We start from the raw sequence: 26,545 nt of genomic DNA, 5'->3' as shown, positions 1-26,545 counted from the left end.
GCCCGTCTGGCTCACCTGGAAGGCCGCCGACAACGGCCTTCTCAGCTCGCTGAAGGCCACGTCGCCCGCGGCCAAGACGTTCTCCACCACCACGAGTGCCCCGGGCAGGTCGCAGGCGACACCCCCCGCGTGGGGACACAAGAAGAAGAACGGCTGAGCATGGGGCGCGGTGAACCGCGGGGGCACTGGATCCTGCTCTCGCTCGGCGGCCTGGTGCTGGCCGTGCTCCTGCTGATGGACGGTTTCGCGGGCGGCACCGTCGGCGAGGCCCCGCGGGCCGATCCGGGGCATTCCGGGGCGGTGCCGTCACGGGTGACCGAGGGCGGTCCCGTCGTCAACCTCTCGGACGGCGTCCCGAAGAGCCGGCGCATGCCCCCGAAGACGATCGCTCTGACGTTCGACGACGGGCCCGACCCCGAGTGGACGCCGCGGATCCTGGACGTCCTGCGCCGCCATGACGCGCACGCCACGTTCTTCACCGTCGGCTCGCACGTGGCCCGCGAGCCGGCGCTGACCCGCCGCATCCTCCGCGAGGGCCACGAGATCGGCTCGCACACCTACACGCACGCCGACCTCGCCGCCGCGCCGCGCTGGCGGGCGCGCCTGGAGATGGACCTCACCCAACGCGCGCTGGCGGGCGCGGCGGGCGTCCACACCAGGCTGATGCGGATGCCGTACTCCTCCCGCCCCGACGGCCTGACCGCGCCCGAGTGGCGCGCGGCCGAACGGGCGGGAGGGGACGGCTACATCGTCGTCCTCACCGACCGCGACACCGAGGACTGGGCGCGTCCCGGCACCGAGACGATCGTCCAGCGGGCGCTGGCGGCGGGGGCGCGCGGCGAGGGCGCCGTCGTGATGCTGCACGACTCGGGCGGCGACCGGTCCGAGACGGTCGCGGCGGTCGGGCGGATCCTCGACCGGCTCCAGCCGCAGGGCTACCGCTTCACCACCCTCGCGCAGGCGCTGGACATGCCGCCCGCCGAGGTCGCGGTGCCCGCGCGCGAGCGGGCCGTCGGCTGGACGCTGGTGACCGCCCAGCGCGCCGCGTCCGGGCTGACCGGCGCCATGAGCGCGGTCTTCGGGGTCGCGGGCCTGCTCTGCGTGCTGCGCCTCGTGGCGCTGCTGGTGTTCGCGCACGTCCACATGCGCCGGGTGCGGCGGCCCGCGGGCCGCCGGCGCAGGCCGACCGGGCCGCCCCCGCCGCCCGGCGGGCTGCCGCCGGACCCGTTCCCGCCCGTCTCCGTGATCGTCCCGGCCTACAACGAGGAGGCCGGGATCGCGGCGACGGTGACCACGCTGCTGAACACCGACTATCCGGGCGCCGTCGAGGTGATCGTGGTGGACGACGGGTCCACCGACGGCACGGCCGCGATCGTCGAGTCCATGGGCCTGCCCGGGGTCCAGCTCCTCCGCAAGCCGAACGGGGGCAAGCCGAGCGCGCTCAACGCGGGCATCGCCGCGGCGCGGTCGGAGATCCTCGTGCTGGTGGACGGCGACACCGTCTTCCAGCGCGACACCCTCCGGAACCTGATCGCGCCCTTCGCGGACCCGGAGGTGGGCGCGGTCAGCGGCAACACCAAGGTCGCCAACCGGGGCGGCCTCCTCGGCCGCTGGCAGCACATCGAGTACGTCATCGGCTTCAACCTCGACCGGCGGATGTTCGACCTCCTGCAGTGCATGCCGACCGTGCCGGGCGCGATCGGGGGGTTCCGGCGCTCCGTCCTCGCCGAGGTGGGCGGGGTCCCGGGCGACACGCTCGCCGAGGACACCGACCTCACCATGGCGATCTGCCGCACGGGGCGGCGCGTGGTCTACGAGGAGAAGGCCCTGGCCTGGACGGAGGCGCCCGCGTCGCTGCGGCAGCTGTGGAGGCAGCGGTACCGCTGGTGCTACGGGACGATGCAGGCGATGTGGAAGCACCGGCGCTCCGTCGTCGATCGCGGCGCCTCGGGGCGGTTCGGCCGACGCTGCCTGCCCTACCTGACGGTGTTCCAGGTGCTGCTGCCCCTGTTCGCCCCGGCCATCGACCTGTTCGCGGTGTTCGGGCTGATCTTCCTCGACCCGCTGGTGCCGGTCGTCTCCTGGACGCTCTTCGTCGCCGCGCAGGCCGCCGCGGGCGCCTACGCCCTGTGGCTGGACGGCGAGTCCGTCCGGCCGCTGTGGGCGCTGCCGCTCCAGCAGTTCGTCTACCGGCAGCTCATGTACCTGGTCGTGGTGCAGTCGGTGGTGACCGCGCTGCTGGGGGCACGCCTGCGCTGGCACACCATCCGCCGGACCGGGACCTTCGCGGATCTCGGGACCCGGGAACAATCTCCGGGGCCCGTCGGTTACACATGACAGCCGGTGTGCCTGGTGTCCCCGGGCCTCACCTTTCGCCTTCACGGAATACCGTTCGGCTGGAGCCGTGTTGTGCCTTTCGCCGAGAGGCGACCCGCACACCGGTGCTAGACCAAGGCCCCGCCGGGTCGCACGACCCGGCGGGGCCTGGTCGTGTCTGCGGCAGACTGGCGCCATGAGTCTCGCCGCGCACCTGGAGGAACTCGGCCGCCCGCTGGTGGACGAGCAGCTCCAGCACCCCACCGTGAAGGGCATCGCCCAAGGCAACCTCGACGAGGCCGTGTTCCGCTCCTGGCTGGAGCAGGACTACCTCTTCCTGCACGACTACGTCCGGGTGTTCTCCCGCCTCGCGTGGCAGGCCCCCGACGCCCACCTGGGCGACCTGGTCGACCTGGCACACGCCACCTTCCACGATGAGCTCGACCTGCACCGCTCCCTCTCCGCGAGCTTCGCCGCCGACCTCGACGGCGCCCGGAAGGGGCCCGCGTGCGCCGCCTACACGTCCTTCCTGCTGGAGAGCGCCGCCGTGTACGGCGACGGCCTCGCGGCCCTGTACCCGTGCATGTGGGGCTACTCCACGCTCGGACGGATCCTCGCCGAGAACCCGCCGGCCGAGCCCCGCTACCGCCGCTGGGTCGACACCTACGCCGACCCCGGCTTCGCGGACCTCGCCGCCCGCATCGCCCAGATGATCGACGAGGCGGACCCCGACCCCGCGACCGCGGAACGCCTCTTCATGGAGGGCATGCGGCACGAGGTGGCCTTCTGGTCCGTGGAGTCCTGAGCCGTCACACGCGGGCGAGCGGGGGATAGTCGACGTAGCCCTCGGCGTGGCCTCCGTAGACGAGCTCCTCCACGGCGCCGGCCAGCGGAGCCGACGTCGCGAACCGGGCGGGAAGGTCGGGGTTGGAGATGAAGAGGCGGCCGTAGGAGAAGACGTCGGCCAGGCCCGCCGCGACGACCTCCTCACCGGCGCCCTGGGACGTCGGCTCGGGGCCGTTGAAGTTCCCGATCAGCGTGCCCGACCAGCGGGGCCGCAGGTCGGCCAGCGCCCCGTACGCGCCGCGCTCGATGACGTGCAGGTAGGCCAGACCGAGCGGGTCGAGGGCGTCCACGAGGGCGCGGTAGGTGCCCCGCGGGTCCTCTTCGGCGATCTCGTTCTCGGGATTGCCGGGGGAGACGCGCAGCCCGACGCGCTCCGGTCCGACCGCGTCCGCGACGGCCCGCACGACGTCGAGCGCGAAGCGCAGCCGGCCCTCGCGGGAGCCGCCGAACCGGTCGGTGCGCCGGTTGGTGTTCTCGGCCAGGAACTGCTGGACGAGGTAGCCGTTCGCCCCGTGCACCTCGACGCCGTCGAACCCGGCCCGGACGGCGTTGCGCGCTTCGGCCGCGAACGCGGCGATCGTCTCCTCGACCTCGGCGGTCGTCATGGCGCGCGGCGTGACGTGGGGGACGTTCCCCTCCCTGGTGTGGATGCCCTCGGACCGGATGCGCACCGCCGAGGGCGCCACGGGGGTCGCGCCGCCCGGAAGGATGAGCGGATGGGACATCCGGCCCACGTGCCAGAGCTGGGCGAAGATCGTCCCGCCCGCCCGGTGCACGGCGTCCGTCACCTCGCGCCACCCGGCGACCTGCTCCCGCGTCACCAGGCCGGGGATGCCGGGCCCGCCCTTGCCGAGCGGGTGCGGCCAGATCCCCTCGGTGACGATCAGCCCCGCCGTCGCGCGCTGGGCGTAGTACTCCGCGGTCAGCGGGTGGGGGACGCCGGTCGCGTCGTCGGCGCGGCCCCGCGTCATCGGGGCCATCGCGATCCGGTTGCGGAGCCTGAGGTGCGGGCCTTCGTACGGGGCGAGCAGGGGGCTGGTCATCGTCCTGTCCCTCCGGCGGGCGCGGGCACTTTCATGCATCTGCATGAGTTGTATGTACATGCATATGTTGGCATCGCGGGTAAACTGGCGTCAAGAGGAAGTGGGGTGCGCGATGAGCGCTGGCACCGAGGCCATGGCGGACGGCACGCTCTGGGACGGCATCGTCGTGCTGCACGGGCGGGTCGAGCACCGGCTCGCCAAGGCCCTCCAGCGCGGCCACGGGATCGGCCTGTCGGAGTACCGCGCGCTGTGCCACCTCGCCCGCGCCGAGGACGGGGAACTGCGCATGCAGGAGCTCGCCGACCTGATCGGCCTCAACCAGAGCTCGGTCAGCCGCCTCGTCGCGCGCCTGGAGTCCGCCGGCCTCACCCGCCGCGACATGTGCCCCAAGGACCGCCGCGGCGTCTACACCGTCATCACCGACGAGGGCCGCGCCGTCCAGGACAAGGCCGCCCCCACCTACACCGAGACGCTCACCGAGTCCCTGGACGAGGCCGCCGCCGACCCGGCCCTCGCCCCGTTCCTCACCCGCCTGCGCCCCTGAGAAGCGCGACGCCCCGGCACCGAGCCCGAAGGCCCGGCGCCGGGGCGCTCACATCGACCGGTGCACCAGCGGTCTCTGGGCGAGCCGGAGCGATGCAGCAATCGCATTCAGACAAAGCGCCGAAGGCGCAGGCTGTTCGTCACCACGAAGACCGAGGAGAACGCCATGGCGCCTCCGGCGATCATCGGGGTGAGCAGGCCCGACGCCGCGAGGGGCAGGGCGGCCACGTTGTAGGCGAAGGCCCAGAACAGGTTGCCCTTGATCGTGCCCAGCGTGCGGCGCGACAGCCGGATGGCGTCGGCCGCGGCGCGCAGGTCGCCGCGCACCAGGGTCAGGTCGGACGCCTCGATCGCCACGTCCGTGCCGGTGCCCATCGCCAGGCCGAGGTCGGCCTGGGCCAGCGCGGCGGCGTCGTTGACGCCGTCGCCGACCATGGCGACCGTCCGCCCCTCCGACTGGAGGCGCTTGACGACGTCCACCTTGTCCTGCGGCAGGACGTCGGCGATGACCTCCTCGATCCCCACCTCGTCGGCGACCGTGCGGGCCACCGTCTCGTTGTCGCCGGTCAGCAGGACCGGACGCAGCCCGAGCGCGCGCAGCCGCTCGATCGCCTCCCGGGAGGTGGGCTTGACCTGGTCCGCGACGGTGATGATCGCGCGGGCCTCGCCGTCCCAGCCGACCGCGACGGCGGTGTGGCCGAGAGCCTGGGCCTTCTCCATGGCGCGTTCGAGGTCGGGCGTGAGGTGCTGCGACCACTCGGCGAGCAGTCGCGGGCGGCCCGCCAGGACGCCGTGGCCGTCCACCATCCCCTGGACGCCGAGGCCCTCGACGTTCGCGAAGTCCTCGACCGTGCCGAGGTCTCCGACCCGCTCGGCGGCGCCCTTGGCGATGGCCTGGGCGATGGGGTGCTCGGACGCGTTCTCCAGCGCGCCCGCCAGCCGCAGCACGTCCTCCTCCGCGACGCCGTCGGCGGTGATGACGTCGACCAGGGCCATCTTGCCGGTGGTGACGGTGCCGGTCTTGTCCAGCACGACGGTGTCGATCGCGCGGGTCGACTCCAGCACCTCCGGGCCCTTGATCAGGATGCCGAGCTGCGCGCCGCGCCCGGTCCCGACCATCAGCGCGGTCGGGGTGGCCAGGCCGAGGGCGCACGGGCAGGCGATGATCAGCACGGCGACCGCGGCGGTGAAGGCGCCGGCGAGGGGTTCGCCGGTGCCGATCCAGAAGCCGAGCGTGCCGAGCGCCAGCGCGATCACGACCGGGACGAAGACGCCCGAGATCCGGTCGGCGAGCCGCTGCACCTGGGCCTTGCCGGTCTGCGCGTCCTCCACCAGCCGCGCCATCTGCGCGAGCTGGGTGTCGGAACCGACCCGGGTGGCGCGCACCAGCAGCCGGCCGCCCGCGTTCACGGTCGCGCCGACGACGGTGTCGCCGGGGCCGACCTCCACCGGGACCGACTCGCCGGTCAGCATGGACGCGTCCACGGCGGACGAGCCCTCCTCGACCGTGCCGTCCGTGGCGATCTTCTCGCCCGGACGGACGACGAACAGGTCCCCCTCGGCCAGCCGGTCGACCGGGATCCGCTCCTCGCGCCCGTCCCGGACGACCGAGACCTCCTTGGCGCCGAGTTCCAGCAGGGCGCGCAGCGCGGCGCCCGCACGGCGCTTCGAGCGCGTCTCGAAGTACCGCCCGGCAAGGATGAACATGATCACGCCGGAGGCGGCCTCCAGGTAGATGTTCATCGACCCGTCCGAGCGGGTCATGGAGAACTCGAACCCGTGCTTGATGCCCAGCTCACCCGCGGTGCCGAAGAACAGCGCCCACAGCGACCACGCGAACGCGGCCAGCGTGCCGAGCGAGATCAGCGTGTCCATGGTCGCCGTGCCGTGCCGCAGGTTGACCGCCGCGGCCCGGTGGAACGGCCAGCCCGCGTACACCACGACGGGGGCGGCGAGCGTCAGCGACAGCCACTGCCACGCCTCGAACTGGAGCGCCGGGACCATCGCCATCGCGATCACCGGGATCGACAGCACCACCGCGGTGACCAGCCGCTGCCGCAGCGGGCGCAGCTCGTCGGCCGGCTCCGGGGCCGCCTCGTCGGCGGTCTTCGGCGGGGCGGGGAGGGCGGCGGAGTAGCCCGCCTTCTCCACCGTGGCGATCAGCTCGTCGGGCGAGATTCCCGACCCGAACTCGACCCTGGCCTTCTCGGTGGCGTAGTTGACCGTGGCGGTCACGCCGTCCATCTTGTTGAGCTTCCGCTCGATGCGGTTGGCGCACGACGCGCACGTCATACCGCCGATCGCCAGCTCGATACGCCCGGACACAGCGTCCGTGCTCATCGCGTCCTCCTCTGCTTCGATCGGAACGTCAGTGGGTGTGGGGCTGGTCGTCGTGGCCCGGTTCGGGCTCTTCGCCCTTTTCCTGGACGGGGACGTTCCCGGCGTGCACCGTGAACTCGGCCGTGCGGACCTTGCCGTCGTGCTTGAAGTCCAGGTACAGGCGGTACGCGCCGGAGCTGGGCGCCTCGGCGAAGAACGTGATCCCGGGGCCGGGCTCGGTCTCGCCGTCGCCGGGCTCCCCGTCCGGGTGGACGTGGAGGTAGGCCAGGTCGCCCTGCCGCAGCGCGACGAGGTGCCCGTACGCCTCAAGGTACGGCTCCAGGTCGGTGACCGGCCTGCCGTCCTTGCTCACGCTGAGGGTCAGCTCGGTCGACTTTCCGGGAGTGAGGCCCCCGGTGAGCCGCACCTCGTAGCCGTCCACCTTCGCGACCTGCTCGGGTTCGGGCAGCGGCGCGGGCTTCAGGTCGCCGGGGACGAACACGTCCGTGCCGAGCGTGAGCTGCCGCTTCGCGCCGTCCGGCTGGATGTCGGTGAAGAACCGGTACACGCCGGGCTTGGCCAGCGTGATCGGGACGGTCCAGACGCCGCCCCCGGCCTCGGTCGGGTGCAGGTGCTGGAAGCCGGACAGGTCGCGCCGCGCCACGATCAGGTGCAGGCGCTTGCCGTGCAGCGGCTTGAACCCGGTGACGGGCTTGCCGTCCGGCCCGTTGATCGTGAACCGGAAGTCCGTCTTCTCGCCGGCGCTGAGGACGGTCTGCTGCGGGGCCAGCGTGAAGCCGTCCTCCGACACCTGGAGGCCGCCCGGCGCGTGGGACGCCGCGGTCTCGTGGCCTCCGCCGCCGTGCCCGCCGCCGTGCCCGCCTCCGCCGTTCTCATGGGACGCCATCTTCGCCGTTCCTCCGACAGGGCCGACGATCTTGCCGACGCTCGCGGCGCCGCCGAAGACCACCGCCAGGCCCACTGCGTAGGCCCCCAGCCTGGTCGCGCTGTTCATGCCGTTTCACTCCGCTCGGTGTTGCGAGGGACGCACCCCGCCCGCGGGGGCGAGGCGCGGTCCGCTCAGGAGGTCAGCTGGTATCCGGCCTCCTCGACGGCGTCCTTGACCCGGGCGTCGTCGAGGGGGGTCTCGCTCGTGACGGTGACCTTGCCGGTCTGGAGGTCGACGTCCACGCCGGTCACACCGGCGATCTGCTCGACCTCCTCGGTCACCGAGCTCACGCAGTGGCCGCAGGTCATTCCGCTGACGGTGTAGGTGGCGGTGCTCATCGTCTTCTCCCTCGGTCTTTTACCCCTGGGGGGTATCTCGTGGGCCTCATGCTGCCATAACCGGACACCTCTGACAACCCCTGGGGGGTATGGGTGATTCCGAGATCCGGGTCACATCACCCCCAGGGTTTTCCACAGGCGTCCACAGGGCTGTGGACGGACGTTCCGGCGGCGCGGCTCGTCGCGGATACTGAAGCCATGCCTGAGCTACCTGAGGTGGAGGCGCTGGCGGGGTTCCTGCGGGAGCGCGCGGTCGGCCATGCCGTCGCCCGCGTCGATGTTCTCGCCATCTCCGCGCTGAAGACCTACGACCCGCCGGTGACCGCGCTCGGCGGGCTGACCGTCACCGGCGCGGCCCGGCACGGCAAGTTCCTCGACCTCGACGTCGACGGGCTGCACCTCGTCGTCCATCTCGCCCGCGCCGGCTGGCTGCGCTGGCGCGACGAGATCCCGGCCAGGCCCGTCCGGCCCGGAGGCAAGAACCCGCTCGCCCTGCGCGTGCACCTGGACGACGGCTCGGGCTTCGACCTCACCGAGGCCGGCACCAAGAAGGGCCTCGCCGTCTACGTCGTCCGCGACCCCGACGACGTGCCCGGCGTGGCGTCCCTCGGACCCGACCCGCTGGACGAGTCGTTCACCGCCGCGGCCCTCGCCGGGATCGTCAACGGCAAGCGCAGCCAGATCAAGGGGCTGCTGCGCGACCAGAAGGTGATCGCCGGTATCGGCAACGCCTACTCCGACGAGGTGCTGCACGTCGCCAGGATGTCCCCGTTCAAGATCGCGTCTTCGCTGACCGAGGAGGACGTCGCCGTCCTGCACGAGGCGATCGTCACCACGCTGCGGGACGCGGTGGAGCGCTCGCGCGGCCTCGAGGCCCAGGACCTCAAGGGCGAGAAGAAGACGGGCCTGCGGGTGCACGGGCGCGCGGGCGAGAAATGCCCGGTGTGCGGGGACACGGTCCGCGAGGTGTCGTTCGCCGACTCGGCGCTCCAGTACTGCCCCACCTGCCAGACGGGCGGCAAGCCGCTCGCCGACCGCCGCATGTCCCGCCTCCTCAAGTAGCGGGCCGCGGGCGCCGTGAGACGGGCCAGGCCCCGGCGGGTGCCGGGGCCTGGCGACCGGAGTCGGGGACGGAGCCGGAACGGGGATGGCTCGTCCGGACGGATCGAAGGGTTCGGGACGGGGTCAGCGGACCTTCGGGACGTTCCCGAAGACCGGGCCGATCTGGCTCCAGCGGTGCAGCTGGCAGCCGTCATCGCGGGTGAACGTGGTGTCGATCGGCTTGCCCTGCCAGGTGCCCTTGACCGTGGCGATCTCCGGACCGCCGTAGATCTCGGTGCACATCTGGTCCTTGGGGACGGGTGCGAAGGGATCCTTGACCTTGGTGAGCGCCGCGCAGGCGCCGGCCGCCTCGGGATGGTCGCCGCCCGGCGGGGCGCAGGTCAGCCTCCAGGTCTTGGCGGGCGCCTCCTTGGAGGCCTTCACCCGCACGGTGAGCGTGTCCGCCGGTGAGCCGGACGGCTGCACGGACGTCGTGCCCGAAGGCGCTCCGGCGGAGTTTCCGTTTGCCTGTTCGTCGCCGCAGGCGGCCGTGGACAGGAGCAAGGCCAGCCCGGGCGCTGCGAAAAGGAGCGTCCGATACCGCATGCGTGATTCGACGCAGGGGGGCTTCGCGCGGTTCCATGGGGGGTGTGATGAATTTCGGGGAAGACGTGCCGGCCGTGGTCGCCGCGGATGTTCCGCAGGACGGCTACCTGCTGGACGTCCGGGAGCAGGACGAGTGGGACGCGGGCCACGCGCCCGCGGCGGTCCACATCCCCATGCGCCATCTCGGCGACCGCGCCGGCGAGATCCCCCGTGACCGGGAGGTCTACGTGATCTGCCGGTCCGGGGCGCGGTCCGCGCAGGTCACGTCCGCGCTGAACCAGGCGGGGTGGCTGGCGAGGAACGTCGGCGACGGCATGCACGGGTGGGCCGAGGCGGGCCGGCCGATGGAGGGCGCGGGGGACGGTCCGCCGTACGTCGCTTGATATGAATGATTCCGCGGTGATCTGAAGGATTTCGCGTGATCTGACCCGGATGCCCTCTTCTGAGGCGTGACGGGCGGTTGTACGATCGGGCCTGACCGATAACCGCGGGAGCTCGGGCCACAGCCGGGCTGAGAGGGCGGCCTCCAGGGCGTCGCCGACCGCATGAACCTGTCCGGGTAATGCCGGCGTAGGGAGTGTGTGTCCCGTGACGTCCGACGTCGAAAAGCGCCCTCAGGACGAGCGCGCCCCCGACGAGGTCCCCTTCACCCTCGACGAACCGGCCCCCAAGGTCCTCGGATTCTGGGACCAGAGCGCCTTCTGGGGGAACCTCGGCGTCAGCCTCCTGGCCTTCTCCGGCGCCTACACCGTCCTCGCGCCGGACGCCGACGGCCGGCCGACGATCTCGATCATGGCGGGCATCGTCGCGATGGCCGTCGGGACGGCCCTCGGCGGGCTGATGCTCGGCCTGGCCGCCGTGCCCGGCGCGCGGACCGGCCAGCCCGCGATGGTGCTGCTGCGCGGCCTGTTCGGCGCGAAGCTGTCGTACGCGCCGACCGTCCTCAACATCGCCCAGCTCGTCGGGTGGGGGACGTTCGAGCTGATCGTCATCGCCGACGCCGCCCGCGAGCTGTGGGACGGCGTTCCGCGCTGGGGCTACGTGGTCGCCGCGGGCGCGATCACGACCGTGCTGACCGTCTGGCCGCTCGGCTCGGTGCGGTTGCTGCGCCGTTATGTGACCGTCGCGGTGGCGATCGCGCTCGTGTACTTCTACGTCCAGCTCGTCCGGGAGCCGCTGCCCGACCTGACGCAGGGCTCGTGGGGCGGGTTCTGGCTCGGCGCGGACGCCGCGCTGGCCGTGTCGATCTCCTGGGTCCCGGTCGCCGCCGACTACACCCGGCACGCGCGCACCGAGCGCGGGGCCTTCGGCGCCGCGGCCGTCGGCTACTCCGTCACGCAGATCGTCGCCTACGTCCTCGGGCTGCTCGCGCTGGCGCTGGTCGCGGGCGACTCGGGCAGGATCTTCGACCCGTTCCTGGGCGTCTCGCTGGGCGTGCTGTTCTTCGCCGTGTTCGTGCTGCGGGAGGCCGACCAGTCGTTCGCCGACACCTACTCCACGGCGGTGTCGATCCAGAACCTGTTCCCCCGGGCCGACCGCCGGGTGCTGAGCGTCGCACTCGGCGCCGGCATCACCGTGCTCGCGCTGGTCCTGGACATCGGCGACTACGCGGGCTTCCTGTCGCTGATCGGATCGGTGTTCGTGCCGATGCTCGGCGTCCTCGCCGCCGACTTCTTCCTCGGCCGCCGCCGGGCGGGCGGCTGGGACGTCTCGCGGACCGCGCCGTCCCGCTGGGGCATGATCGCGGCATGGGCGATCGGGTTCGTCGTCTACCAGCTCGTCAACCCGGGCACGGTCGCCCGCTGGACCGCGTTCTGGTCGGACGTGCGGGACGCGCTCCACTTCACGCCGCAGACGTGGATGAGCGCCTCGCTGCTGTCGTTCCTGGTGGCGGGGGTCGCGGCCCTGCTCATCGGTAGGCTTACCAGACGGTAAGGTTTGGGTCGAAAGCAAGTTTCGGCGCAAGTTGCCCGGCGCCATGCCGGAGTGCGGTGGCACGATGACAGACGTGTATCAGCACGTGCACGATCCGATCGCGCGGGCCGTCATCGAGAGCGCCGCCGACGCGATCGTAGCCGTGGACCAGCGGCACCGGGTCACCGTGTGGAATCCGGCGGCCGAGCGCATGTTCGGCTGGAGCGCCGAGGAGATGCTCGGCCGGGTCCCGCCGATCGTCCCCGACGAGCTGAAGGCCGAGCACAACGCCGTCCAGGAGCGGCTCCTCACCCGGCGCGGCGGCGAGGGCGAGAGCGACGGCGGGCAGATCTCGATCGCCACCCGCCGCTTCCACCGCGAGGGCCGGCTCATCGACGTGCGCATCGACACGAGCCTGCTGAAGGATCCGAGCGGCACGCTGCTCGGCTGGGTCGGGGTGTACCACCCGGTCGAGGACGACGAGATCGTCCAGAACCGCATGACCGAGCGGGCCCGGCTGGTCCGGCGGCTGAACGACATCGTCGCCGACCTCGGCGCCGAGCTCGACCTGGCCGTCGTGCTCGACCGGATCACCGCCGCGCTCATCGAGCTGACCGGCGCCGACGCCGGCGGATTCGTCAAGATCGAGGGCGAGCGGCTGCGGCTCGTCAGCATGTCGGGGCTGCCGGAGCGGATGCGCGGCCGGTGCGCCGAGCTGAGGCCGAGCCTGGTCGGGGAGCTGCTGCGGTCGGGCAAGACCGTCAAGCTCGCGACGGGCGAGCGGCGCCTCGGCGACCTGATCTGGTCGGAGCTGCCCGGCCTGCACACGATCGCGCTCGGCCTCTCGTACCTGCAGAACCGGCCGTACGGCGCGCTGTACGCGCTGTTCTCCGGACGCAAGATCGGGCACACCGAGCTCGAACTGCTGGAGCTGCTCGCCGGGCACGCCGGGGTCGCGGTCGGCAACGCCGTCGCCTACGCGGAGGTCGTCCGGCAGCGGGCCCACGAGCGCGCCGTCATCGACTCCAGCGCCGACGGCATCGCGGTGCTGGACCACGACCTCGTCGTCCGGCACTGGAACAACTCCGCGCACACCCTGACCGGCATCCCGCCGGAGGACGCGATCGGGCGCCCGCTGCCCTTCGACATGCCCGCGCTCGGCGAGATGCTCACGTTCCGCCTGGAGTCGGGCACGTGGCTGAACGTGCTGGCCGCCGAGATCGAGGAGACCGGCGAGCTGGTCGTCGACTTCCGCGACGTCTCGGAGGCCAAGGCGCTGGAGGAGGCCAAGGACCTGTTCCTCGCCACGACCAGCCACGAGCTGCGCACCCCGATCACGGTCGTGCAGGGGTTCGCGTCCACGCTGGTCAACCGGTGGGACGAGCTGACCGACGCCGACCGCCGCGCCGCGGTCGCCACCATCGCCGAGCGGGCCCAGTCGCTCGGGCGGCTCGTCGAGCACCTGCTGCTCGGGTCGCGCGCCGGGGCCGACGAGCTGGCCGTGACGATCGAGCCGTTCGATCTCGGCCGCGTCCTGGAGGGCGTGGTCGCCGGGTTCCGCTCGCTGTCGCCGCTGCACCGGGTGGAGCTGGAGATCGCCCCCGACCTGCCGCCGTGCAGCGGGGACGCGATGGCCACCGACATCGTCCTCGGGCAGCTGCTGGAGAACGCGTTCAAGTACTCCCCGGACGGCGGGACCGTGCGGGTGCGGGCCCGCCGCGAGGGGGCCGGGATCGTCGTCACGGTCTCCGACGAGGGCATCGGCATCCCGGCCGGCGACCATGAGCGGATCTTCGAGCGGTTCGTCCAGGGCGACGCGGGGGACCGCCGCCGGTTCGGCGGCATCGGGCTCGGCCTGTACATCGTCAGACGGCTGACGGAGGCGCAGGGCGGCACGATCTCCGCTCATCCGGCCGAGCGTGAGACATCTCACAACGAAACCACTCAAACCCCCAATAATCAGTCCATTGCCCCCGAAAGCACCCAGGGGGAACCGGCCGGTCGGCTACTCTCCGTCACGAACGGGCGCGGACCCGCAGGTGGCGCGCGGGCGGGCGAGGGGACCTGCATGCGCCTGGTGTTGCGTTCCGCGCGCTGAGCGGACGGTTACTTACCGTGCGGACAGTCCGCCCCGGGCGGTCCGGTGAGACGGGCGTGACCAGCGCTTTCGGCGGTCTCGCGGGGTGGCAGGCTGGGAACGGTGCGGAGAAGTGCGGTGACGGCGGCGTGTGATGGACGAAACGCGTGCGTGAGGAGTAAATCCGCCGTTGGCTGGATAGATCCTTGGTTGGTCGCCGTTGGTGACGAGATTCCGATCCCGGGGGTGATCACCGTGACCGGACGGCTGATGACTCGTTGTGCAGGTGGTGAACTGGTTCGTTCTGGTTTCCCGTCATGGCCATCAGGGCATTTCGGACGTACCGGAAGGGTGTTGACGGGACTCGTCCGAGTGAGCGGAGCATCGGGGAGGTGAGGGCGTCGAGCGTCGTACTGCTGCCACACGCACCGTCCAGCGTCGCGGTCGCCCGCAGGCGCCTCAGCTCGGAGCTGGCCGACTCGGGGGTCTACGACTCGGTCGTGGACGACGCCAGTGTCATCGTCAGCGAGCTGCTCAGCAACGCACTGCGGCACGCGCGGCCGCTGCCGTCCGGCCAGGTGAAGGTCTGCTGGCTCTGTCGCGGCGACCTCCTCGAACTGGAGGTCAGCGACGGTGGCGCCATGACCGAGCCGCGCCGGGGTCCGGGCACGCTCTCCTCGCTGGGCGGGCGCGGACTCGGGATCGTCGAGGCACTGTCCGAGGGCTGGGGGGTGCGCCACGAGGACGGCACCACGACCGTCTGGGCCATCCTGCGGACGCCCAGGTCGTCCGGCGACGAGCGGATGGCCGCTCCCGCCGGCGCGCACGCCGTCGTCCCGGATCTTTCCGCATTTCCGGACCTGCTCGACGAGCCGGACGAAGACCGCTACAACGGAACCAGGAGTGAAGTAGCTCCAAGTCGGGCATATCCGGCATAGAGCGACCCTGCCTGGAAGGAACCCCGCCCGACCTTGTATGGTCCTCTCCAACGCTCGGGCGATGTCGTGCCCCCGTCGACATCGCGGGCGTTGATGGTTCTTCCCGGCGCCGCGCGCCTCTGAGCCCCCGGCGCCGGGAAGAACACAGAACCTCTCCTCGCCGGTCGCCCCGGGCGCGGCTCAGATCTCCTCGCGCAGGATCGGGCACGACATGCAGCGGGGACCGCCCCGACCCGTCCCCAGCTCGCTCCCGCTGATCCGGATGACCTCGATCCCGGACGCCTCCAGCTGCGCGTTGGTCTCGATGTTGCGCTCGTAGGCGACGCACAGGCGCGGCGCCACGGCGAGGGTGTTGTTCCCGTCGTCCCACTGCTCGCGCTCGGCGGTGACCGGGTCGAGACCGGTGTCGATCACCTTGAGGCGGTCCAGGCCCATCGCGTCGGCGGCGGCCTGGAGGAACGGGCGCGGCTCGGCGACGCGCAGGTGGCCGTCGTCCAGCGTCACCGTGTAGGCGGTGAGCGAGTGCGCCACCGGCGGGTACATCACGACGGTGTCGACGTCGACCATCGTGCAGACGGTGTCGAGGTGCATGGTCGCGCGCTCCTGCGCGATCGGCACGGCCAGCACCGTGCGGGCCAGCCCGGCCCCGATCACCTGGCGGGCCAGGCGCTCGACCCCCGCCGGCGTCGTCCGCTCGCCGGTGCCCACGGCGATCACACCCGGGCGCAGCAGCAGGACGTCGCCGCCTTCCAGATGCTCCAGCGACGGGGTGTAGACCGGCTCCACCCCGGCGAACCGCGGATGGTGCGCGTAGATCAGGCCGGTGAGGGCCGACTCGCGCCGCCGCGCCTCCATCGCGAGGCTCGTCACCGCCACGCGGTCGCCGATCCACGTGCTGTTGTCGCGCGTGAACAGCAGGCCCGGCAGCGGGTCGACGATGAAGTCCCGCTCGTCCATCAGCCGGTAGACCAGGCCGTGCCCGGCCTTCAACTCCTCGTGCGCGAGCCCGGCGATCAGCGTGTGCGCGAGGTTCTCGGGATCGAGCCCGCGCAGGTGGTCCTCGACGACGCGGCGGAGCTGGTCCCCGAGGCGCAGGTCGACGATGGCGTCGGCGATCGCCTGCTCGCGCGCGGCCTCGTACTCCAGGGCGTCCTGCAGCAGCTCGGTCACGTACAGGACCTCGACGCCGCGCGACCGCAGCGCCTCGGCGAACGCGTCGTGCTCCTCCTGCGCCCGTCCCGCCCACGGGATCGCGTCGAACAGGAGCTTGTCGCTGTTGCGCGGGGTCAGCCGCTTGAGCTCCGCGCCGGGGCGGTGCAGCAGCACCGTCCGCAGCCGTCCGACCTCGCTGGTGACCCGGTGCTCGTGCGCTGTCTTCGCTGCCGTCACCCTCCGCAGTCTAGGCGGCGGACGATATGCCACCATTCGAGGGTGATCGGCAGGAACGCGGGGCTGCCCCTCCACCTCACCTCGGCGACGATGCTGCGCGTGTCCGCCGAGGGCGTCGCGACCGCGCTGGTCCTGACCGTCCAGGCGCGGACGGGCCACGCCGCCACCGCCGGGTACCTGCAGACCGCGATGACGCTGCCGTACGTGCTGAGCGGCCCCGTGATCGGGAACGCGCTGGACCGGGTGGCGCGCCCCCGCCGCGGCGCCGTCGCCCTCGCCGCCTGCTACGTCGCCGCGACCGGGCTGCTGCTGGTACTCGCGGGACGCTCGCCGCTCGCCCTGGCGCTGGTCGTCGCCGCCGTGATCGGCTGCACCGAGCCCATCGTCGTCGCGCTGACCAGCCTGCTGCCCCGCTTCGTCGTGGCCGACCGGCTCTCGCGCGCCTACGGGCTGGAGGCCTCCAGCTACAACCTCGCCGGGATCGCCGGACCCGGCCTCGCCGCCGGCCTGGCCGCCCTGGCCGGCGGCCAGTACGCCGGGACCGCCGTGGTCGCGGTCGGCGTCCTCGGCCTCCTGACCCTCCCGTTCCTGCCCTTCCCCGGCCCCTCCGCGAGCGCGACCGCCGCCGCGCCGGGCGCGGCGGCGGTCGAGACCGCGGCCGGCACAGGCGCGGTCGGCGGGCGGGCGGCGGCCACCGACACGGAGACGGGCGCGCAGGCGCGACCGCCGCTGGCCGGGGTGGCCTCAGTGATCACGGGCGGGCTGGTGGTGCTCGCCGAGGGCCGGGTGCTGCGGGCCCTGACCGTCGCGACGACCCTCGCGTGGATGGGCTTCGGCGGCGTCGCCGTCACGGCGGTGCTGCTCGCCGAGCACATCGGCGCGCCGCCCAGCGCGGGCGGGCGGCTCCTCGTGGCGATGGCGGTCGGCTCGCTGATCGGCTCCCTGGCGTCCAGCCGGTGGCTGACGCCCCGGCACGCCGAACCCGTCATGATCGCCGGACTCGTCGCGTTCGGCGCGTCGCTCGCCGCGCTCGCCGCCGCGCCCTCCATGCCCTGGGCGACGGCGGCGTTCGTCGCCGCGGGCGTCGCGGAGGGACCGGTGTTCGCGGCCACGCTCATGCTGCGCCAGCGCGAGTCGCCCCCCGACCGGCTCGGGCAGGTCAACACCACGGCCGGCAGCCTCAAGATCGGCGCGTCCGCGGTCGGCGCCGCGCTGACCGCCGCGTCCGCCGACGCCATCGGCCCGGTCGGCCTGGTCCTCGCGATCGCCGGGTTCCAGCTCGCGGGCGCCCTGCTCGGCTACCTCCTGCTCCGCACACCGGCACGCGAGACCCGCGCCGGCGTCGTCGAGGACGGCTCCTGAACCGGAGGGACCCGTACACGGCCGCACGGGCAAGAGGGGGTGAAACGTCCACGACCGAGAGGCCCGCGCATGCCGACAACGAGCCGCTCCTCGCCCCCGCGGCCCGAGCCCGCCGCCGATGACGACCCCACCGACGCGTCCCTGATCGCCGCGTCCCGGACCGAGCCCGAGAGGTTCGCGGCCCTGTTCCGCCGGCACGCCCCGGAGATCATGCGGTACGCGGCGCGGCGCCTGGGCCGGGACGCCGCCGAGGACGTCGTCGCCGAGACCTTCCTCGTCGCCTTCGACCGCCGGCGCCGCTACGACGCGGCGCGTCCCGACGCGCGGCCGTGGCTCTACGGGATCGCGACCAACCTGATCCGCCGCCACCGCCGCGCCGAGGTGCGGGCCCTGCGCGCGCTCGCGCGCGGCGGGCTCGACCCGGTCACCGAGCCCTTCACGGACGCGGTCGAGAACCGGGTCCAGGCGGGCGCCCGGTCGCGGGCGCTCGCCGCGGCCATCGCCGGTCTGCCCGCGGCGCAGCGCGAAGTGCTGCTGCTGGTGACGTGGGCGGGGCTGACCTACGACGAGGTCGCCGAAGCCCTCGCCGTCCCCGCCGGGACGGTCCGGTCCCGCATGAACAGGATCCGCCGCAAGCTGCGCGAAGCCCTCGCCGAGGAGAACCACGATGGATGAGCTCAAGCTGGTGGAGCGGCTGCGCTCCGAGGTCCCCCTGGACATCGACGTGACCGGGGCCGAGAACCGCTGGCGGCGGCGGGCGTACGGCGGGCCCGTCCGGCGGCGGCGCCCGCTGCTGCTGTCCGGCGTCGCCGCCGCGGCCTGCGCGGGTGCGGTGGCCGCGCTCCTCGTCGGTCACCAGGAACCCGGGCGGACGGCCAACGTGGCCGCCGTCCTCGACCGGGCCGCCGACCGAGCGGCGGCCGACCCGGTGCCCCGCGCCGACCAGATCGTCTACCAGGAGAGCGTGACGCGGCGGCGGGTCGGCGGAACGGGCCGCTGGTACGAGGTCCGCACCCGGACCTGGCTGCCCGCCGGCGGCGCGGGGAGCGGCCTCGTCATCGAGAGGAACTCGATCCGGCCGCGTCCGGGCGAGGAGCTCCCGCCGGACGGCGAGAGCGTGGTCGGCCCCTGCCCGGCGTCGCCGCCGATCGAGCGCCCCTACCTCGGAGCCCTGCCCACCGACACCGGCGCCCTGCTCGACCTCATGGCGGACCAGGGCGAGGGCGACCGGGGCGACCGGCAGTGGGCGGCCGCGTCCGACCTGATCGACCGGCCCGCGCCGCCCCGGGTGCGCGCGGCGCTGTACCGGGCGATCGCCGGGATCCCCGGAGTCCGGCTGCGGGACGACGGCGTCGACGCCGCGGGACGCCACGGCGTCGCGGTCACCCGCACCCGGGACGGCGTCCGCGACGAGCTCGTCTTCGACCGCGCGAGCCACCGCTTCCTGGGCACCCGCAACGTCATCGCGGGCAAGGGCAACCCGTTCGGCCCGCCGGGCACCACGACCCAGTCCAGCGCCCTCCTGGACACCGCGATCGTCGACCGGGCCCCGCTCCACGGCCCTGACGCGACCCCGTCCGGCTGCTGAACCCGGAAGGACGATGACCGGCCCTGCCGAAGGGCAGGGCCGGTCGCCATGAGCGGCGGAAAAACCGGTCGACTTCAGCCGGGGGCGGCCGTAATGTCCGGAGCATGTTCTTCGCAGCCGGCACCCGGACGCTCGCAGGCATCGCCCTGCTGAGCGCGGTGCCGGCTGCCTTCTCGGCAGCGGCAGCGGACGCAGACGCCTTCGACGGCCTGCGTGTCGCTTGTGAGGGGGCGACCCCCCACGCCCCCCGGTTCGCTGCGCTCATCCGAAGCTGACCCCTCTCCGTCCACCTCCGGAGAACCAGCGGAGGGGGGTGGTCACCAGACTGCGCGTGCAGAGTGCCCGCAGTCGGTTCTCACCGGATCCACCAGTGAGGACGAGACAATGGCCAAGCAGCTCTACGAGCGCGACAAGCCGCATCTGAACATCGGCACGATGGGGCACGTCGACCACGGCAAGACGACGCTGACCGCGGCGATCACCAAGGTGCTCGCCGACCGCGGGCTGGCGTCCCCGGTGCCGTTCGACCGCATCGACCGCGCGCCCGAGGAGCGCGACCGAGGCATCACCATCAACGTCGCGCACGTCGAGTACGCGACCGCGACCCGGCACTACGCCCACGTCGACATGCCCGGCCACGCCGACTACGTGAAGAACATGATCTCCGGTGCCGCCCAGGTGGACGGGGCCGTGCTGGTCGTGTCCGCCCAGGACGGCGCCATGCCGCAGACGCGCGAGCACGTTGTGCTGGCGCGGCAGGTCGGCGTCGGGCACATCGTCGTGGCGCTGAACAAGGCCGACATGGTCGAGGACACCGAGCTCCTCGACCTCGTCGAGCTGGAGGTCAGGGAGCTGCTCACCGAGTACGGCTTCCCGGGCGAGGAGGTCCCGATCGTGCGCGTGTCCGGGCTCCGGGCGCTGGAGGGCGACCCGTACTGGACGGCCCGGATCGTCGACCTGCTCGACGCGATCGACGCGTACGTGCCGGTGCCGCGCAGGGTGCTCGACCAGCCGTTCCTGATGCCGGTCGAGAGCGTGCTCACGATCACCGGCCGCGGCACCGTCGTGACCGGCGTCGTGGCGCAGGGCGCGATACGGATCGGGGACGCGGTGGAGGTCGTCGGGCTCGGCGAGACGTTCGGTTCCGTCGCGACGGGGCTGGAGACGTTCGGGCAGACGATGGACCACGCCGAGGCGGGCGACAACACCGCCATGCTGCTGCGCGGCGTCAAGCGTGACCAGGTGCGGCGCGGCCAGGTGGTCAGCGCGCCGGGCGCGATCCGGCCCCACCTGCGGTTCCGGGCCCGGGTCCGGGTGCTGACCGCCGACGAGGGCGGGCGGAGCAGGCCGTTCCTCCACGGCTACCGGCCGCAGTTCCACTTCCGCACCACGGACGTGGTCGGCGGCGTGGACCTCGGCGAGGGCGGCATGGCGCTGCCCGGCGACTCGGTCGAGATGGCCGTCGAGCTGGGCAAGCCGGTCGCGATGACCGAGGGGCTCGGCTTCGCCGTCCGGGAGGGCGGCCGGACGGTCGGCGCGGGCACCGTCACCGCGCTGCTCGACTAGGGGTGAGGGGCCCCGGCACTCGCCGGGGCCCCTTAGCCTTGATCGGGCAGCCGGCCTGCCGTGACCGAGTGGTCGCGAATGGCTGGCGGATGCGATCTTGATGTGGTGAGATTCCGACATCACCCCCGCAGATCCCCCCGTCTGGAGCACGTGTGCGATCCCCCCGCGCCCTGATTCCCCTGCTCTCGGTCTGTGCGGCCGCCGCGGTCGTGACCGCGGCCGCCACCGGAGCCAGCATCGAGGGCCTGCCGGGCGGCGGTGGTCCCGCCCACGCGGACGGGGCCGCACCCCGCCCCGCCGCAGTGACGATCAACGCGGTGAGCTGGAACGTCTGCGGCGGCTCCGACTGCCCCACCGGCACCGCGCCCGCCAAGCTCACCAAGGACATCGTTCAGCGGATGCAGGAGACGGAGGTCGGCGGGCGCACGGTGCGCCCCAACGCCGCCCTGCTCCAGGAGATCTGCGAGGGCCAGGTCCGCTCGTTGAAGACGTCCCTGCCCAAGTGGAGCTGGGCGTTCGCGCCCGGCGACGGGGCGTGCGCGGCCGGCCAGGGCCGCGTCGGCGTCGCCATCGGCACCGACGCCCCGCTCACCGCGCAGCGGCAGGTCAAGCTGCCCGCGTCCGCCGGGATCAGCCGCATCGCCCTGTGCGGCGAGGTCCCGTCCTGGACGACCCGCGTCTGCGTCACCCAGTTCAGCGCCGCCGAGAGCGGCCAGTGGCGCCGCAAGGAGGCCGGCGCCCTCACCACCCTCGCGGGCACGGACCGCGTCCTCGTCGGCGGCGACCTCGCCGACGTCCCGGAGAGCGCGGCCCTCGACCCCCTCTACGCCGCCTACGACGAGTGCGACCAGACCGGGACGTCCCGGGCGGGGGCGAACACCCGGCAGAACTGGCAGGGCACCGCGCTGGACAAGACCGACTACCTCTTCATCGGCAAGTCGGCCGCCGTCTCCTGCAGCGTCCCGGCGACCCCCGTCAAGACCTCGGACCATCGCCCCCTCTCGGCAGTCGTCCGCTACCAGTAGTCCTGCGTTTCTCTCCTCCTTCGGGCCTGGCGGCCCTCCATCGTCGGCTGTGCTTATTGCAGTGCTCTCCTCCTTCGGGCCCGGAGGGCCCTCCATCGTCGAGCACCGCGGCGATCGCTGGCATCGCTTCGACTCGCCTGGCGGCTCGCTGCGCGATCAGATTCTTGCTTCGCTCGAATCTGCCTTCGGACGCGATCGCGGCTTTTCAGGTTGTCGCGGGTGAAGGGGAATTCAGTTCACTCCGCGGTCGGTGTCCTGCCAGTAGGGGGCGCGGAGGTCGCGTTTGAGGATCTTGCCGGTGGGGTTGCGCGGGATGGCCTCGCGGCGCTCGACCGAGGTGGGGCACTTGAAGTGGGCCAGGCGCTCGCGGCAGTAGTCGATGATGTCCTGGTCGGAGACGTCCTCGCTCGTCACCACGATCGCCTTCGGCGTCTCGCCCCAGCGCTCGTCGGGGACGCCGATGACCGCGCAGTCGCTGACGGCGGGGTGGCCCATCAGGACGTTCTCCACCTCGGCGGGGTAGATGTTCTCCCCGCCAGAAATGATCATGTCCTTGACGCGGTCGTGGATGTAGAGGTAGCCGTCCTCGTCGAGGTAGCCGGCGTCGCCCGTCCGGAACCAGTTGTCCTCCGACAGCGCGCTCGCCGTCGCGTCCGGCATGCCCCAGTAGCCCTTCATGTTCTGCGGCGTCCGGCAGATGATCTCGCCCACCTGCCCGGCCGGCAGCTCGTCCCCGGTGGCCGGGTCCACGATCCGGAGCTCGGTGTTGTCGTTCGGCAGGCCGGCGCTCCGCAGCCGGTGCGCGTTCGGGCCGTCCGGGTCGTGGTCCTCGGGCGGCAGCGAGGTGATCGCGCCGGTGACCTCCGTCAGCCCGTACACCTGCCGGAAGTCGGTGGTCGGCAGCATCGCCATGGCGGTGCGCAGGACGTCCTCGCTGATCGGGGACGCGCCGTACAGCATGAGCCGCAGGCTGGACATGTCGGCGGCCGTGACCTCGGGGATCAGCGGCATGAACTGCAGCAGTACCGGGACGAGGAAGATGTGCGTGACGCGGTGCCGCTCGATGCCCTGCGCGATCGCCGTCGGGTCGGGTTCGCGCGTGACGATCCCGGTGAGGCCGTTGTAGACGGCGGAGACGGTGAGCACGTTGCCGGCCACGTGGTACATCGGCATCGCGATCATCAGCACGGACGACTCGTCGATGTCCCACACGTCGTTGGTCACCGCGAGCGCCGAGAGGAAGTTGTCGTGCGTCAGCATGACGCCCTTGGGCAGGCCCGTCGTGCCGGACGAGTAGAGCTGGACGAACACGTCCCCGCTGCCCGGCTCGTACGCCGGGGGCTCGGCGGGGGCCGCGTCGATCCAGGCGGCGTAGTCCTGGTGGGCATGGCCGGAGCCGGAGACGACGACCGTCAGGTCGGTGTGTTCGAGCTTGCCGGCGATCGCGTCCAGGACGGGGAGGAACTCGGGGCCGACGACGAAGACCTTCGCCTGGGCGTTGTTGACGATGTAGGCGACCTCGTCGGGCGCCAGCCGGTAGTTCACCGGGACCTGCGCGGCGCCGATCCGGGTCGCGCCGAAGAGCAGCTCGGCGTATTCGAGGGAGTTCTTGTCGAGGACCGCGACCCGGTCGCCGGGGCCGAGCCCGGCGGCGGCGAGCGCCGCGGCCACCCGGTCGACGCGCCGGTCGAAGTCGCGGTAGGAGATCTCGGTGTCGCCCGCGATGTACGCGACACGGTCGGGATAGGCGAGCGCTCGTTCGCGCAGCACTCCGTCAAGACCTGGCACGATGGTCTCCTTCGCCGATGACCGCCTGGTTATTCCGGCATCATGCGGTCACCGGCGACATCGCGGCAAGGGGATCGGGCCGCTCGCCTAGCGGCTTTTCGACATCTTGGAGACCGCGGTCACGGCGAGTACCACCACGACGGCGACGAGTCCGATGAAGAAGAAGAACTTCAGCATCGAGAAGATCGCGCCGATGACGGTGACCACCAGCCACACCGCGAGGACCACACCGAGGACGGTCAGGATCGTCTTACCCATGACTCCACCGTATGCGCTCGCTCCCCAGGGGTCATCAGCCTGGGGAACGACCTAGGCACCGCCGTGCGGCGGAGGAGGACCCTGAGGGCCCCCGGGGACCGGACCCTGACCCGGGCCGGGGAAGGGCGACTGGTAGGACGGCGGCTGCCCGGGCTGCCCCGGGAAGGGAGGCCGGCCCGGCATGGGCGGCCCGCCGGGTGCACCCGCGTTCCAGGGCTGGGACGCGCCGCCGGTCTTGGCGGTCAGCACCCGAAGCCCCGCGAGGCCCGCCGCCACCACCAGCGCCAGGAGCTCGTACGCCTGGTACCGCCCGAAGGCGGGCTTCAGGACCGCCGTGAGGAACGAGCCGCTCGGCCACCCCTGCGCGGACAGCATGAGGCCGAGGATCACGCCGATCCGCCCGCCGGCCTCCATCGCCACGTACGCCGACAGCCCCGCCGCGATCGGCGCCAGCGGCCCGCGGGGCCGCGTCAGCAGGACGGCCGCGCCGACCACCAGCCCGGCGAACAGGCACGCGATCAGGAAGTAGGCGGGGGACGTGCGGAACCCCAGCATGGCCGGCGACGCGTACGACCGCACGGTCATGAACAGCGCGGCGACGCCGGTGGCGACCGCGCCCCCGACCAGGATCAGGGCGATGACCCCGCCGTTGGAGGTCGCGGAGCGATTCTGCGGCATCGCGCCATTAAAGCGATGTTCGTCCGGTTTCGCGGGCCGCCCAGGTGAAAGCATGATCGACTCCTTACGGGACGGTGACGTGCCGGGTGGGTCCGGCGGCGGGGGCTCTAGCTTTGAGGGGTGAACAGCGTCTCCCATGCCGGACGCGTCCTGGTGGTCGACGACGACCCCACGGTCGCCGAGGTCGTCGCCCGTTACCTGGCCCGCGACGGACACGAGGTCGTGTGCGTCGCCGACGGCCGTACAGCCCTGCGCCGGGCCCTGGACGAGCCCCCGGACCTCGTCGTCCTCGACCTCATGCTGCCCGGGATGGACGGCCTGGAGGTGTGCCGGCGGCTCCGCGAGACCTCGACCGTCCCGATCGTGATGCTGACGGCGCTCGGCACGGAGACCGACCGGCTCGTCGGGCTGGAGACCGGCGCCGACGATTACGTGACCAAGCCGTTCAGCCCGCGCGAGCTGGCGCTGCGCGTCCGCTCGGTGCTGCGGCGGGCGCGGGGCGCGCTCGTCCCGACCGGCCCGTCCGGCCCGCTGCGCGACGGCGGCCTCGTCGTGGACGTCGGCGCGCACGAGGCGGAGCTGCGCGGCGAGCGGCTCGCGCTCACCTCCCGCGAGTTCGACCTGCTGGCGTTCCTGCTGCGCCATCCGCGGCAGGCCTTCACCCGCGACGAGCTGCTCGAACGCGTCTGGGACTGGACGTTCGGCGACTCCTCCACGGTGACCGTCCACGTCCGGCGGCTGCGAGAGAAGATCGAGGACGACCCGACCACGCCGCGCCGCATCGTCACCGTGTGGGGCGTCGGCTACCGCTACGAGCCCGCGGAGACCGGCCGATGATCCCGTTCGAGGACCTGCTCTGGGTGGTCTTCTACGCGGCGCTGGCCGCGTTCGCCGTCGCGGCGGTCGCCCTCGCCGTGCTGCACGCGTTGCGCGGCCGCTCGGTCGCCACGCAGCTGGTCGTCGTCGGCGCCGCCACGGTGCTGGCGACCATCTCCGGCATCCTCGTGATCTCGTTCATGATGCTGCTGAACGACCACGACCGCTCGGTGGTGCTCGCCGTCGTGACCTCCGCCGGACTGGTGGCGATGGCGGTGTCGGTGCTGCTCGGCCGGCGTCTGGTAGCCGCGAACCGGACCCTGGTGGAGGCCGTCCGCGCGGACCGGTTCCGTCCCCCTTCGGCGCACCTTCCGGCCGAGCTGGCGGAGCTGTCCCGCGAGCTGGAGGCCGCCTACGACCGGCTGGCCGCCGCGCACGAGCGCGAGAAGGCCCTGGAGGCGAGCCGCCGCGAGCTGGTCGCCTGGGTGAGCCACGACCTCCGCACCCCCCTGGCGGGGCTCCGCGCAATGGCCGAGGCACTGGAGGACGAGGTCGTCGCCGACGAGGAGACGACCCGCCGCTACCACGGCCGCATCCGCGTGGAGGTGGAGCGGCTCACCGAGATGGTGGACGACCTGTTCGAGCTGTCCCGCATCCACGCGGGCGCCCTGCGCCTGTCCCGCGAGCGCGTCGGCCTCGCCGACCTGGTCGCCGAGGCGGTCGCCGGCGCCGAGGCGCTGGCCCGCGCCAAGGGCGTCCGGCTGCGCGGCGACGTGCGGGAGGGGCTGCCCGTCCAGGTGGACGCGGGGGAGCTGGGGCGTGCGCTGCGCAACCTCGTCGTGAACGCGATCCGGCACACGCCGGGCGACGGCGCGGTGGAGATCACCGGCGAGGTCCGCGGCGGCGAGGCGCGGGTGACGGTGGCCGACGCCTGCGGCGGCATCCCGGAGGGCGACCTGCAGCGCGTGTTCGACGTCGCGTTCCGCGGTGAGGCGGCCCGGACCCCGGGCGGCGGCGCCGGCCTCGGCCTCGCCATCGCCCGCGGCATCGTCGAGGCGCACGCGGGCGAGATCGGCGTCGCCAACACCGGCCCCGGATGCCGCTTCGAGGTCCGCCTCCCCCTGATGACGGCCTGACCCCACGGG

24 protein-coding genes and 1 riboswitch are annotated in these 26,545 nt (G+C 72.8%); of the genes, 15 read left to right on the top strand and 9 right to left on the bottom strand.

Features of this window, described 5'->3' with window-relative positions; genetic code table 11:
* The first annotated feature begins 159 nt into the window (after positions 1–159).
* Both AB0K37_RS03875 and AB0K37_RS03870 read left to right on the top strand, forming a co-directional pair.
* Positions 160–2,337 carry a bifunctional polysaccharide deacetylase/glycosyltransferase family 2 protein gene (locus tag AB0K37_RS03875; RefSeq protein WP_363974337.1) on the top strand — a complete coding sequence of 726 codons (2,178 nt, stop codon included), beginning with the start codon at positions 160–162 and terminating at the stop codon, positions 2,335–2,337.
* Between the two features lie 175 nt (positions 2,338–2,512).
* Positions 2,513–3,121, top strand: a complete 609-nt coding sequence (locus tag AB0K37_RS03870; protein WP_353833401.1) for a transcriptional regulator — start codon at positions 2,513–2,515, stop codon at positions 3,119–3,121.
* A gap of 4 nt (positions 3,122–3,125) precedes the next feature.
* Here AB0K37_RS03870 and AB0K37_RS03865 read toward each other — a convergent pair whose 3' ends face one another.
* Positions 3,126–4,205: an alkene reductase gene (locus AB0K37_RS03865; RefSeq protein ID WP_363974334.1), complete on the bottom strand. Its 1,080-nt coding sequence runs from the start codon at positions 4,203–4,205 to the stop codon at positions 3,126–3,128.
* Between the two features lie 112 nt (positions 4,206–4,317).
* On the opposite strand from AB0K37_RS03865, the gene AB0K37_RS03860 reads away from it, so the two are divergent.
* Positions 4,318–4,749 (top strand): MarR family transcriptional regulator, encoded by a 432-nt coding sequence (locus AB0K37_RS03860; RefSeq protein WP_363974331.1) that lies wholly within the window; start codon positions 4,318–4,320, stop codon positions 4,747–4,749.
* Between the two features lie 107 nt (positions 4,750–4,856).
* Here AB0K37_RS03860 and AB0K37_RS03855 read toward each other — a convergent pair whose 3' ends face one another.
* The 3 genes from AB0K37_RS03855 to AB0K37_RS03845 all read right to left on the bottom strand — a co-directional run bounded on the left by AB0K37_RS03855 (position 4,857) and on the right by AB0K37_RS03845 (position 8,354).
* Positions 4,857–7,088, bottom strand: coding sequence for a heavy metal translocating P-type ATPase (locus tag AB0K37_RS03855; RefSeq protein WP_363974328.1), 2,232 nt, complete (start codon positions 7,086–7,088; stop codon positions 4,857–4,859).
* A 28-nt stretch (positions 7,089–7,116) separates the two neighbouring features.
* The gene (locus AB0K37_RS03850) at positions 7,117–8,082 is read right to left on the bottom strand and encodes a hypothetical protein (RefSeq protein WP_363974325.1); all 966 of its coding nucleotides are present in this window, start codon (positions 8,080–8,082) and stop codon (positions 7,117–7,119) included.
* 65 nt (positions 8,083–8,147) lie between these two features.
* Complete coding sequence (locus AB0K37_RS03845; protein ID WP_185030003.1) at positions 8,148–8,354, bottom strand: heavy-metal-associated domain-containing protein; 207 nt, start codon at positions 8,352–8,354, stop codon at positions 8,148–8,150.
* Between the two features lie 198 nt (positions 8,355–8,552).
* Here AB0K37_RS03845 and AB0K37_RS03840 point away from each other — a divergent pair, with 198 nt between their 5' ends.
* Entirely contained in the window at positions 8,553–9,416 is an 864-nt protein-coding gene (locus tag AB0K37_RS03840; RefSeq protein WP_363974321.1) for a DNA-formamidopyrimidine glycosylase family protein, read from the top strand.
* A gap of 123 nt (positions 9,417–9,539) precedes the next feature.
* Here the strand turns inward: AB0K37_RS03840 and AB0K37_RS03835 are convergent, their stop codons facing one another.
* A complete protein-coding gene (locus tag AB0K37_RS03835) occupies positions 9,540–9,845 on the bottom strand; it encodes an SSI family serine proteinase inhibitor (protein ID WP_363974318.1) in 306 nt (101 codons plus the stop codon).
* A 203-nt stretch (positions 9,846–10,048) separates the two neighbouring features.
* Here AB0K37_RS03835 and AB0K37_RS03830 point away from each other — a divergent pair, with 203 nt between their 5' ends.
* The 4 genes from AB0K37_RS03830 to AB0K37_RS03815 all read left to right on the top strand — a co-directional run bounded on the left by AB0K37_RS03830 (position 10,049) and on the right by AB0K37_RS03815 (position 14,930).
* The gene (locus AB0K37_RS03830) at positions 10,049–10,384 is read left to right on the top strand and encodes a rhodanese-like domain-containing protein (RefSeq protein ID WP_353833406.1); all 336 of its coding nucleotides are present in this window, start codon (positions 10,049–10,051) and stop codon (positions 10,382–10,384) included.
* A 94-nt stretch (positions 10,385–10,478) separates the two neighbouring features.
* A riboswitch (TPP riboswitch) is annotated at positions 10,479–10,595 on the top strand.
* Positions 10,590–11,936, top strand: coding sequence for a cytosine permease (locus AB0K37_RS03825; protein WP_363974315.1), 1,347 nt, complete (start codon positions 10,590–10,592; stop codon positions 11,934–11,936). It overlaps the preceding riboswitch by 6 nt.
* Positions 11,937–12,000: 64 nt before the next feature.
* Positions 12,001–14,013, top strand: a complete 2,013-nt coding sequence (locus AB0K37_RS03820; RefSeq protein ID WP_363974312.1) for a PAS domain-containing protein — start codon at positions 12,001–12,003, stop codon at positions 14,011–14,013.
* 371 nt (positions 14,014–14,384) lie between these two features.
* The gene (locus AB0K37_RS03815) at positions 14,385–14,930 is read left to right on the top strand and encodes an ATP-binding protein (protein WP_363974309.1); all 546 of its coding nucleotides are present in this window, start codon (positions 14,385–14,387) and stop codon (positions 14,928–14,930) included.
* Positions 14,931–15,110: 180 nt separating this feature from the next.
* On the opposite strand, the gene AB0K37_RS03810 is transcribed toward AB0K37_RS03815, so the two are convergent.
* Positions 15,111–16,319 (bottom strand): arginine deiminase, encoded by a 1,209-nt coding sequence (locus tag AB0K37_RS03810; protein WP_363974306.1) that lies wholly within the window; start codon positions 16,317–16,319, stop codon positions 15,111–15,113.
* Between the two features lie 42 nt (positions 16,320–16,361).
* Between AB0K37_RS03810 and AB0K37_RS03805 the strand changes: the two genes are divergently transcribed.
* The 5 genes from AB0K37_RS03805 (at position 16,362) to AB0K37_RS03785 (ending at position 21,860) form a co-directional block, all read left to right on the top strand.
* A complete protein-coding gene (locus AB0K37_RS03805) occupies positions 16,362–17,681 on the top strand; it encodes an MFS transporter (protein ID WP_363974303.1) in 1,320 nt (439 codons plus the stop codon).
* Positions 17,682–17,750: 69 nt separating this feature from the next.
* The gene (locus tag AB0K37_RS03800) at positions 17,751–18,356 is read left to right on the top strand and encodes an RNA polymerase sigma factor (protein ID WP_363974300.1); all 606 of its coding nucleotides are present in this window, start codon (positions 17,751–17,753) and stop codon (positions 18,354–18,356) included.
* Positions 18,349–19,269, top strand: coding sequence for a CU044_5270 family protein (locus AB0K37_RS03795; protein WP_363974297.1), 921 nt, complete (start codon positions 18,349–18,351; stop codon positions 19,267–19,269). The genes AB0K37_RS03800 and AB0K37_RS03795 overlap by 8 nt, the downstream gene beginning before the upstream one ends.
* 384 nt (positions 19,270–19,653) lie before the next feature.
* Positions 19,654–20,835 carry an elongation factor Tu gene (tuf, locus tag AB0K37_RS03790; protein ID WP_363974294.1) on the top strand — a complete coding sequence of 394 codons (1,182 nt, stop codon included), beginning with the start codon at positions 19,654–19,656 and terminating at the stop codon, positions 20,833–20,835.
* Positions 20,836–20,987: 152 nt separating this feature from the next.
* A complete protein-coding gene (locus AB0K37_RS03785) occupies positions 20,988–21,860 on the top strand; it encodes an endonuclease/exonuclease/phosphatase family protein (RefSeq protein WP_363974291.1) in 873 nt (290 codons plus the stop codon).
* 231 nt (positions 21,861–22,091) lie between these two features.
* On the opposite strand, the gene AB0K37_RS03780 is transcribed toward AB0K37_RS03785, so the two are convergent.
* The 3 genes from AB0K37_RS03780 to AB0K37_RS03770 all read right to left on the bottom strand — a co-directional run bounded on the left by AB0K37_RS03780 (position 22,092) and on the right by AB0K37_RS03770 (position 24,584).
* Positions 22,092–23,648: a long-chain-fatty-acid--CoA ligase gene (locus AB0K37_RS03780; protein WP_363974288.1), complete on the bottom strand. Its 1,557-nt coding sequence runs from the start codon at positions 23,646–23,648 to the stop codon at positions 22,092–22,094.
* A gap of 87 nt (positions 23,649–23,735) precedes the next feature.
* Positions 23,736–23,906 (bottom strand): hypothetical protein, encoded by a 171-nt coding sequence (locus AB0K37_RS03775; protein ID WP_363974285.1) that lies wholly within the window; start codon positions 23,904–23,906, stop codon positions 23,736–23,738.
* Between the two features lie 51 nt (positions 23,907–23,957).
* Positions 23,958–24,584, bottom strand: a complete 627-nt coding sequence (locus AB0K37_RS03770) for a hypothetical protein (protein ID WP_363974283.1) — start codon at positions 24,582–24,584, stop codon at positions 23,958–23,960.
* Positions 24,585–24,704: 120 nt separating this feature from the next.
* Here AB0K37_RS03770 and AB0K37_RS03765 point away from each other — a divergent pair, with 120 nt between their 5' ends.
* Both AB0K37_RS03765 and AB0K37_RS03760 read left to right on the top strand, forming a co-directional pair.
* Entirely contained in the window at positions 24,705–25,421 is a 717-nt protein-coding gene (locus AB0K37_RS03765) for a response regulator transcription factor (protein WP_363974280.1), read from the top strand.
* Positions 25,418–26,536: a HAMP domain-containing sensor histidine kinase gene (locus tag AB0K37_RS03760; protein ID WP_363974277.1), complete on the top strand. Its 1,119-nt coding sequence runs from the start codon at positions 25,418–25,420 to the stop codon at positions 26,534–26,536. Before AB0K37_RS03765 ends, AB0K37_RS03760 begins: the two co-directional genes overlap by 4 nt.
* The last annotated feature ends 9 nt before the right edge of the window (positions 26,537–26,545 follow it).

The sequence above is a fragment of the Actinomadura sp. NPDC049753 genome, from assembly GCF_040674655.1.
Lineage (GTDB): Bacteria > Actinomycetota > Actinomycetes > Streptosporangiales > Streptosporangiaceae > Spirillospora > Spirillospora verrucosospora.
This window is presented reverse-complemented; position numbering and strand designations above follow the sequence as displayed.